The following is an 8735-nucleotide window of genomic DNA, read 5'->3' on the forward strand; positions in this document are numbered from 1 at the left end:
ACAACGAACTGGCCAAATTGCACATCCGGCACATGGTCGGTGGCCGCGCGGCGCATGTGGTTGACGAAGTGATCCTGCGCTTCGAATTCCCGGAGCGTCCGGGTGCCTTGTTCAACTTCCTCAACAAACTCGGCGGGCGCTGGAATATCTCGATGTTCCATTACCGCAACCATGGCGCGGCGGATGGCCGTGTGGTCGCGGGCCTGCAAGTGCCTCACGATGAGCGTCACCTGGTGCCGGCGGCGCTGGAAGAAATCGGTTACCCATACTGGGATGAAAGCGACAACCCGGCCTATCAGCTGTTTCTTGGCTGAACGGCTACGCTGATGGGCAATGCATAAGGACATCGAACCATGGAAACATTAACGGCGCTGAAAATGGCGCACACGGTGGCAACGCTCGTGCTGCTGCTGAGTGCGTTGGGCCTGGGGATCTGGGTCTGGCGTACTCGACGTAATGGCGATGCGACGGCGGGCAGCCGCACTCTGCAAAGGCCGCGAGTGTTTATCTGGCTGCTGATGGGGCTGGCATTGCTGAGCATGCCGTTTACCGGCTGGTGGATGGTGCACCTGGTGGGCTGGCCGCTGGGGCAGACCTGGCTGCTGGTGTCGAGTGTGCTGTATACCTTAGCGGCGCTGGCGTGGTTCTGGCTGCTGGTGCGGCTGAACAAGCTGCGCAAGGCGCCGGGTGGAGTGGGCAGATTCACCTTTGCCCTGGCGTTGTTCAGCTTTGTCTGCTTTATCGCCATTGCCGGATTGATGGGCGCCAAGCCGGTTTAATCAATGAAACTGCGTTGGCCCAATCGCTGGCAAGCCAGCTCCCACAAGGATTTTCAGTGAGCACCAATTGTGTGAACACCCGAAAAACCTGTGGGAGCTGGCTTGCCAGCGATGGCGATATCAGTCGCGCAGCGTAATCACCGGCCAGCCACGCTTCTCGGCTTCAGCGCGCAAATTCGGGTCCGGATCGACAGCGATCGGGTTGGCCACTTGCTCCAGCAGCGCCAAATCATTCATCGAGTCGCTGTAGAAATAGCTGTCCTCCAACGAATGCCCAGTCTCTTCCAGCCAACGATTCAACCGCGTCACCTTGCCTTCGCGAAAGCACGGCACATCGGTGCTGCGCCCGGTGTAGCGACCATCAAGCATTTCGCATTCGGTGGCGATCAGGGTTTCGACGCCAAGACGCTCGGCGATAGGCCCTGTGACGAAGCGGTTGGTGGCGGTGATGATCACCAGCTTGTCGCCGGCGGCGCGGTGTTTTGCAAGCAGCTCGATAGCCTTGGGCAGCATCAGCGGCTCGATGCAGTCGCGCATGTAGTCGCTGTGCCAAAGGGCAAGCACGTCCATTTCCGTGCGGCCGAGAATCTCCAGGCAAAAGTTCAGGTACGCATCGTTGTCCAGCTTGCCGGCCAGGTAATCCTGATAGAACTCGTCGTTTCGAGCCTTGTAGGCGATGGGGTCGAGGAAGCCTCGCTCACACAGGTAATCGCCCCAGGCGTGGTCGCTGTCGCCGCCCAGAAGCGTGTTGTCCAAGTCGAATAAAGCCAGCCGCATTGCAGTTACTCGCTGAAAAGTCTGTAGAAAGGTCACCAGAATACGTACTTTTCACAAGAGTGCACATAAGGTAGGCCGGCGCGTTGCTGCCTTCACAACCTTTGTGGAACAATGCGGCGACATGCGTTTGCGAGGTTGTTGCCGTGATCGACCCCGATGGTTTCCGTCCTAATGTCGGGATCATTCTGACGAATGATGCCGGCCAGGTGCTATGGGCTCGCCGAATCAATCAAGATGCCTGGCAGTTTCCTCAAGGCGGGATCAACCCCCAGGAGACGCCGGAAGACGCCTTGTACCGCGAGCTGAACGAAGAAGTGGGGCTGGAGCGCGAAGATGTTGAAATACTCGCCTGCACCCGGGGCTGGTTGCGCTATCGTTTGCCGCAACGTCTGGTCAGGACGCACAGCCAGCCGCTGTGCATCGGCCAGAAACAGAAGTGGTTTCTCCTGCGCCTGATCTCCAACGAGCAGCGGGTGCGGATGGATTTGACCGGTAAACCGGAGTTCGATGGCTGGCGTTGGGTCAGCTATTGGTATCCGTTGGGCCAGGTGGTGACATTCAAGCGCGAGGTGTACCGACGCGCTCTCAAAGAGCTTGCCCCGCGCCTTTTATCGCGCGACTGACGACGGAGTTCGACCCCGAGCCATGCTCAATACGCTGCGCAAGATCGTCCAGGAAGTTAACTCCGCCAAGGATCTCAAGGCGGCGTTGGGGATTATTGTGTTGCGCGTCAAAGAGGCCATGGGCAGCCAGGTCTGCTCGGTCTACCTGCTTGATCCAGAGACCAACCGTTTCGTGCTGATGGCCACCGAGGGCTTGAACAAGCGCTCGATCGGCAAAGTCAGCATGGCGCCCAATGAAGGTCTGGTCGGCCTGGTCGGCACGCGTGAAGAACCCCTGAACCTCGAAAATGCCGCGGATCACCCGCGCTACCGCTACTTCGCCGAGACCGGTGAAGAGCGCTACGCCTCGTTCCTCGGGGCGCCGATCATTCACCACCGCCGTGTCGTCGGCGTGTTGGTCATCCAGCAAAAAGAACGCCGCCAGTTCGACGAAGGTGAAGAAGCCTTCCTCGTGACCATGAGCGCGCAGCTTGCCGGCGTTATCGCTCACGCCGAGGCGACCGGTTCGATCCGTGGCCTGGGCCGTCAGGGCAAGGGCATCCAGGAAGCCAAGTTCGTCGGCGTCCCGGGTTCGCCGGGGGCGGCGGTCGGTACGGCGGTGGTCATGTTGCCACCGGCCGACCTGGACGTGGTGCCCGACAAGACCATCACCGATATCGAAGCTGAACTCGGGCTGTTCAAGACCGCCATCGAAGGCGTGCGCGCCGACATGCGCGCCTTGTCGGCCAAGCTGGCCACGCAGTTGCGCCCGGAAGAGCGAGCGTTGTTCGACGTCTACCTGATGATGCTCGACGATGCCGCGCTGGGCAGCGAAGTCACCACGGTGATCAAGACCGGTCAGTGGGCCCAGGGCGCCTTGCGTCAGGTGGTCACCGATCACGTCAACCGCTTCGAACTGATGGACGATGCCTACCTGCGTGAGCGCGCATCGGACGTCAAGGACCTTGGTCGCCGCCTGCTCGCCTATTTGCAGGAAGAGCGCCAGCAAACCCTGGTCTACCCCGACAACACCATTCTGGTCAGCGAGGAACTGACGCCGGCAATGCTCGGCGAGGTGCCTGAAGACAAATTGGTGGGTCTGGTATCGGTACTCGGTTCGGGCAACTCCCACGTCGCGATTCTTGCTCGGGCCATGGGCATTCCGACGGTGATGGGCCTGGTCGACCTGCCGTATTCCAAGGTCGACGGCATCGGCATGATCGTCGACGGTCACCGCGGCGAGGTCTACACCAACCCCAGCGACGTGCTGCGCAAGCAGTTCGCCGAAGTGGTGGAGGAAGAGAAACAGCTGGCCCTGGGCCTCGATGCATTGCGTGATTTGCCGTGCGTCACGGTCGATGGTCATCGCATGCCGTTGTGGGTCAACACCGGCCTGTTGGCGGACGTGGCGCGCGCACAGAAACGCGGTGCCGAAGGCGTTGGCTTGTACCGCACCGAAGTGCCGTTCATGATCAACCAGCGCTTCCCCAGCGAAAAGGAACAACTGGCGATCTATCGCGAGCAACTCGCCGCGTTCCATCCGCAACCGGTGACCATGCGCAGCCTGGACATTGGCGGTGACAAGGCGCTGTCGTACTTCCCGATCAAGGAAGACAACCCGTTCCTCGGCTGGCGCGGAATTCGCGTCACCCTCGATCACCCGGAAATCTTCCTGGTGCAGACCCGCGCCATGCTCAAGGCCAGTGAAGGCTTGAACAACCTGCGCATTCTGCTGCCGATGATCTCCGGTACCCACGAACTCGAAGAAGCCCTGCACCTGATCCACCGGGCCTGGGGTGAAGTGCGCGACGAAGGCACCGACGTGCCGATGCCGCCGGTGGGGGTGATGATTGAAATTCCGGCGGCGGTGTACCAGACCCGGGAATTGGCGCGGCAGGTGGACTTTCTGTCGGTCGGTTCCAACGACCTGACTCAGTACCTGTTGGCCGTGGACCGCAACAACCCGCGGGTCGCCGATCTCTACGACTACTTGCACCCGGCCGTGCTGCAAGCCCTGCAAAACGTGGTGCGTGACGCCCATGCCGAAGGGAAGCCGGTGAGTATCTGCGGCGAGATGGCCGGTGATCCGGCGGCGGCGGTGCTGTTGATGGCGATGGGTTTCGACAGCCTGTCGATGAACGCCACCAACCTGCCGAAGGTGAAGTGGATGCTGCGTCAGATCAACCTGAGCAAGGCCAAGGAATTGCTCGCCGAATTGATGACCATCGATAACCCGCAAGTTATCCACAGCTCATTGCAACTGGCGCTGAAGAACCTCGGGTTGGCGCGGATGATCAATCCTGCGGCGGTCAAAGCCCTGTAAAAGGCTGATGGCCTGTGGCGAGGGAGCTTGCTCCCGTTCGGCTGCGAAGCAGTCGTAATCCGGCCGATGCGATTTTTCTGAAAGAACGCATTGGCCGGATCGGGAGCGCTTCGCACTCCAGCGGGAGCAAGCTCCCTCGCTGCAATTAATCGCCCGAGCTTCAAACCCTGACCTCTACCTCCCCCAGATGCCCGCCAAATGGCCCGAAACTCCTTTCGACCATATGCCGCGACCCATCCGCCTGCACGATCAGCGCCGTACTCGCCCGTGTTCCATAACTCTGGCTGGCAATAAATACACTCGACAACAACGTCTCGGTCGCCAATCCGACCCCAGTATCCGGCAATTCGTTAAACGGAGCGGTCTGCGCATCGCTCAATAGCGCCAGCAGTGCCTCCGGTTGTGGCTCGTCCAGCACTTGACTCAGCGCTGCCTTGGCCCGAAGCAATTTCGGCCACGGCGTATCCAGCCCGGCATTCGACAGGCCATAAACCCCAGGCGGCAGCATCACGGCTTCCGTTGCCCGGGCATTGAAGTGCCACAGTTCATTTTTGTTGCCGACCAGCAGGTTGAACCCGCCATATTCCGGCGAACGTGCGACAACGTCGGTCAAATAGTCATCAATCGAAACGTCACCGCTGAGAAATCCCGCCACCAACTCGCCCCGGGATTTGCGCCCCGGTGGCCGATGCGGATCGCGAATATTGGTCAGCGCCGCAAAGCGGCCGTTGGCGCCAACACCGAGCCACGTGCCGCCAGCCTCCAGGTCGCGGCCGGCGTAGACATGGGGCGCTTCAGGCCATTGCGCCAGCGGCAGGCTGGGACGGGCGTAGAATTCGTCGCGGTTGGCCGCCACGATCAGCGGCTGGGCATGGTCCGGCCGCCAGGCAAAAACAATCAGGCACATAAGGTGATCCTTGTGTGTTTTTTGCCCACTCTACGCAGTCGACGTGCGGGTATCCATCGCCATCCAGTGGAGCCCGATGCCATGCATCCGTTACCATGCCGCTCCGGTTTTGGGGTTGGGTGGGGAAGCGACATGGAATTTCTGCTCTATCTGGCGCTCGGCGCCTGTGCCGGGGTGTTGGCCGGATTGTTCGGCGTGGGCGGCGGCATCATCATTGTCCCGGTGCTGGTGTTCAGTTTTACCTTGCAGGGATTCGACGCATCGATTCTGACCCACCTCGCCGTGGGGACTTCGCTGGCGACGATCATCTTCACCTCGGTGAATGCGGTGCGTGAGCATCACCGCCGCGGGGCCGTGCGCTGGCCAATTTTCGTCTGGATGACCGTCGGCATCCTGATCGGCGCCGGTTTCGGCGCGCTGACCGCCGAAGCGATCTCCGGACCCAACCTGCAAAAAATCATCGGTGTTTTTGCCCTGGTGATTGCCGCGCAACTGGCGCTGGACGTCAAACCCAAGGCCAGCCGCACGGTGCCGGGTAAACTCGGTCTGACCGTGGCCGGTAGCGTGATCGGTTGGGCCTCGGCGATTTTCGGCATTGGCGGCGGCTCATTGACCGTGCCGTTTTTGACCTGGCGCAGCGTGCCGATGCAGCAAGCCGTTGCCACGTCGTCGGCCTGTGGCCTGCCAATCGCTTTGGCAAGTGCATTAAGTTTCATGATTCTGGGCTGGCACGATCCGCTGTTACCGGCTCATAGTCTGGGTTTTATTTATTTACCGGCGCTGCTGGGCATTGCCCTGACCAGCATGGTCTTCGCCCGTCTCGGCGCGCGACTGGCCCACAGGCTGTCGCCGAAGTTGCTGAAAAGACTGTTTGCCGCTTTGCTGTTCTGCGTTGGTTTGAGTTTCCTGCTCTGACGCCCGGCACAATCCTGGCTTAATCCTGAGGTGGCAGCGTCGCCCGGGAATTGATTTGAACTCATGAGGAGTCGCAATGCTGCCTTACCCGCAGATCGACCCGGTGGCCCTGGCCATCGGTCCGCTGAAAATTCATTGGTACGGTCTGATGTACCTGATCGGCATCGGTGGCGCCTGGTGGCTGGCGTCGCGCCGGTTGAACCGCTTCGACCCGACCTGGACCAAGGAAAAACTCTCCGACATGGTGTTCTGGATGTCGATGGGGGTGATTGTCGGCGGGCGCCTGGGTTATGTGCTGTTCTACGATCTGGGCGCCTATCTGGCCAACCCGACGCTGATCTTCGAAGTGTGGAAGGGCGGCATGTCGTTCCACGGTGGTTTCATCGGCGTGATGCTGGCGGCGTTGTGGTTCGGTAAAAAGAACAACAAGTCGTTCTTCCAGTTGATGGACTTCGTTGCGCCGATGGTGCCGATTGGCCTGGGTGCCGGACGCATCGGCAACTTCATCAACGCCGAGTTGTGGGGCAAGGCGACCGACGTTCCGTGGGCCATGGTCTTCCCGACCGACCCGGCGCAACTGGCGCGCCACCCGTCGCAGCTGTACCAGTTCGCACTCGAAGGCGTGGCACTGTTCCTGATCCTGTGGCTGTTCTCGCGCAAGCCGCGGCCGACCATGGCGGTATCGGGCATGTTCGCGCTGTTCTACGGGATCTTCCGTTTCATCGTCGAATTCGTCCGCGTGCCGGACGCGCAACTGGGCTATCTGGCCTGGAACTGGCTGACCATGGGGCAGGTGCTGTGCGTGCCGATGATCCTCGGCGGGCTGTTCCTGATCTGGCTGGCGTATCACCGCGCCCCGGCGACACCAGCAGCAGCGGTATAAATTCGAATGCCGGGGCTTCGGCCCCGGCTTCAAGGACACAGGTAATTCATGAAGCAATATCTCGAACTGGTCGCCCACGTCATCAAGAACGGCACCAAACAGGCCAACCGTACCGGCGTGAACACCATCAGTTTTCCAGGTGCCATGCTGCGTTATGACTTGCAGGAAGGCTTCCCGGCGATCACCACGCGCAAGATGGCATTCAAGTCCGCCATTGGCGAGATGTGCGGTTTTCTGCGCGGGGTGAACAACGCCGCTGAATTCCGTGCCCTGGGCTGCAAGGTCTGGGATCAGAATGCCAACGAAAACGCCCAGTGGCTGGCCAACCCGTTCCGCCAGGGTGAAGACGATCTTGGTGAAATTTATGGCGTGCAATGGCGTAAATGGCCGGCGTACAAGCAGATCCCGCTCAGCAATCCTGCCGCGATCGAGCAGACCCTGAGCCAGGGTTACCGCCAGATCGCCGAAGGTGAAGAGAATGGCCAGGCCTACGTGGTGCTGTACAAAGCCATCGATCAGGTTCGTCAGTGCATCGACACCATCATCAAGGACCCGGGCAGCCGCCGGATTCTGTTCCACGGCTGGAATTGCGCCCAGCTGGATGAAATGGCGTTGCCGCCGTGCCACCTGCTTTACCAGTTCCACCCGAATGTCGAGACCAAAGAGATTTCTCTGACCCTCTACATCCGCTCCAACGACCTGGGCCTGGGCACGCCGTTCAACCTCACCGAAGGCGCCGCGCTGCTGAGCCTGATCGGTCGCCTGACCGGTTACACGCCGCGCTGGTTCACCTATTTCATCGGCGACGCCCACGTCTACGAAAATCACCTGGACATGCTCAACGAACAGCTCAAGCGCGAGCCGTTCCCGATGCCGAAACTGGTGATCAGTGATCGTGTGCCGGAATTTGCCAAGACCGGTGTGTATCAGCCGCAGTGGCTGGAGCTGGTGGAACCGAGCGATTTTTCGCTGGAAGGCTACGAGCACCACGCGCCAATGACCGCGCCGATGGCGGTCTGATTCAGGCACGGCTTGATCGTCGTTGATTGTTCCCACGCTCTGCGTGGGAACGCATCCCGTGACGCTCTGCGTCACAGTGGACGCGGAGCGTCCATGGCGGCATTCCCACGCAGAGCGTGGGAACGATCAGCGGGGCTCAATGGCCGTGACTGCGGCCCACGTGGGAGTGTTCCACTTCCGTCGCCACGACCCCGCCACTGACTTCCAATCGCTGCAAGATCCCGCATTGATCGACCTCCGGCCCTTCGCCACAACGTTGACGCAGGTCGAGCAGTTGCGCCTGCAACGCCAGCAAACCGTCGATCCGTGCCTTCACGTGGTGGATATGCTCGTCGATCAGCGCGTTGACGCTTTCGCACTGGTCCTGCGGACTGTCACGAAAGGCCAGCAGGCTGCGGATCTCTTCGAGGGTCATGTCGAGGGTGCGGCAATTGCGGATGAAGGTCAGGCGTTCGGCGTGGGCCTGAGTGTAGACGCGGTAGTTGCCGTCGCTGCGGGCCGGTTCCGGCAGCAGGTTTTCGCGCTCGTA

At 60.7% G+C, this 8735-nt stretch carries 9 protein-coding genes and 1 pseudogene; 7 read left to right on the plus strand and 3 right to left on the minus strand.

Annotation, left to right across the window (positions count from 1 at the left end; translation table 11 throughout):
• Together D8V06_RS09880 and D8V06_RS09885 are read left to right on the plus strand one after the other, a co-directional pair.
• Positions 1–314, plus strand: a pseudogene (locus D8V06_RS09880) (threonine ammonia-lyase, biosynthetic); the annotation flags it as partial.
• Positions 315–353: 39 nt separating this feature from the next.
• Positions 354–779, plus strand: coding sequence for a DUF2269 family protein (locus D8V06_RS09885; RefSeq protein ID WP_130930885.1), 426 nt, complete (start codon positions 354–356; stop codon positions 777–779).
• A 120-nt stretch (positions 780–899) separates the two neighbouring features.
• Here the strand turns inward: D8V06_RS09885 and D8V06_RS09890 are convergent, their stop codons facing one another.
• Positions 900–1556: an HAD family hydrolase gene (locus tag D8V06_RS09890; protein ID WP_056854028.1), complete on the minus strand. Its 657-nt coding sequence runs from the start codon at positions 1554–1556 to the stop codon at positions 900–902.
• Between the two features lie 143 nt (positions 1557–1699).
• Between D8V06_RS09890 and D8V06_RS09895 the strand changes: the two genes are divergently transcribed.
• Both D8V06_RS09895 and ptsP read left to right on the plus strand, forming a co-directional pair.
• Positions 1700–2179: an RNA pyrophosphohydrolase gene (locus D8V06_RS09895; RefSeq protein WP_028623697.1), complete on the plus strand. Its 480-nt coding sequence runs from the start codon at positions 1700–1702 to the stop codon at positions 2177–2179.
• Between the two features lie 22 nt (positions 2180–2201).
• Positions 2202–4481 carry a phosphoenolpyruvate--protein phosphotransferase gene (gene ptsP / locus D8V06_RS09900; protein WP_056854027.1) on the plus strand — a complete coding sequence of 760 codons (2280 nt, stop codon included), beginning with the start codon at positions 2202–2204 and terminating at the stop codon, positions 4479–4481.
• Positions 4482–4641: 160 nt separating this feature from the next.
• Here the strand turns inward: ptsP and D8V06_RS09905 are convergent, their stop codons facing one another.
• Positions 4642–5388, minus strand: a complete 747-nt coding sequence (locus D8V06_RS09905) for an NRDE family protein (protein ID WP_056854026.1) — start codon at positions 5386–5388, stop codon at positions 4642–4644.
• Positions 5389–5520: 132 nt separating this feature from the next.
• Here D8V06_RS09905 and D8V06_RS09910 point away from each other — a divergent pair, with 132 nt between their 5' ends.
• The 3 genes from D8V06_RS09910 to D8V06_RS09920 all read left to right on the plus strand — a co-directional run bounded on the left by D8V06_RS09910 (position 5521) and on the right by D8V06_RS09920 (position 8206).
• Positions 5521–6303 carry a sulfite exporter TauE/SafE family protein gene (locus D8V06_RS09910; RefSeq protein WP_056854025.1) on the plus strand — a complete coding sequence of 261 codons (783 nt, stop codon included), beginning with the start codon at positions 5521–5523 and terminating at the stop codon, positions 6301–6303.
• Positions 6304–6379: 76 nt separating this feature from the next.
• Positions 6380–7186, plus strand: a complete 807-nt coding sequence (lgt, locus tag D8V06_RS09915) for a prolipoprotein diacylglyceryl transferase (RefSeq protein ID WP_056854024.1) — start codon at positions 6380–6382, stop codon at positions 7184–7186.
• 48 nt (positions 7187–7234) lie between these two features.
• Entirely contained in the window at positions 7235–8206 is a 972-nt protein-coding gene (locus tag D8V06_RS09920; RefSeq protein ID WP_130930886.1) for a thymidylate synthase, read from the plus strand.
• 136 nt (positions 8207–8342) lie between these two features.
• On the opposite strand, the gene cadR is transcribed toward D8V06_RS09920, so the two are convergent.
• Positions 8343–8735, minus strand: a 393-nt coding sequence (gene cadR / locus D8V06_RS09925) for a Cd(II)/Pb(II)-responsive transcriptional regulator (protein ID WP_130930887.1), incomplete at its 5' end; no start/stop codon positions are given.

This window comes from Pseudomonas sp. Sample_24 (assembly GCF_004307605.1).
Classification (GTDB): domain Bacteria; phylum Pseudomonadota; class Gammaproteobacteria; order Pseudomonadales; family Pseudomonadaceae; genus Aquipseudomonas.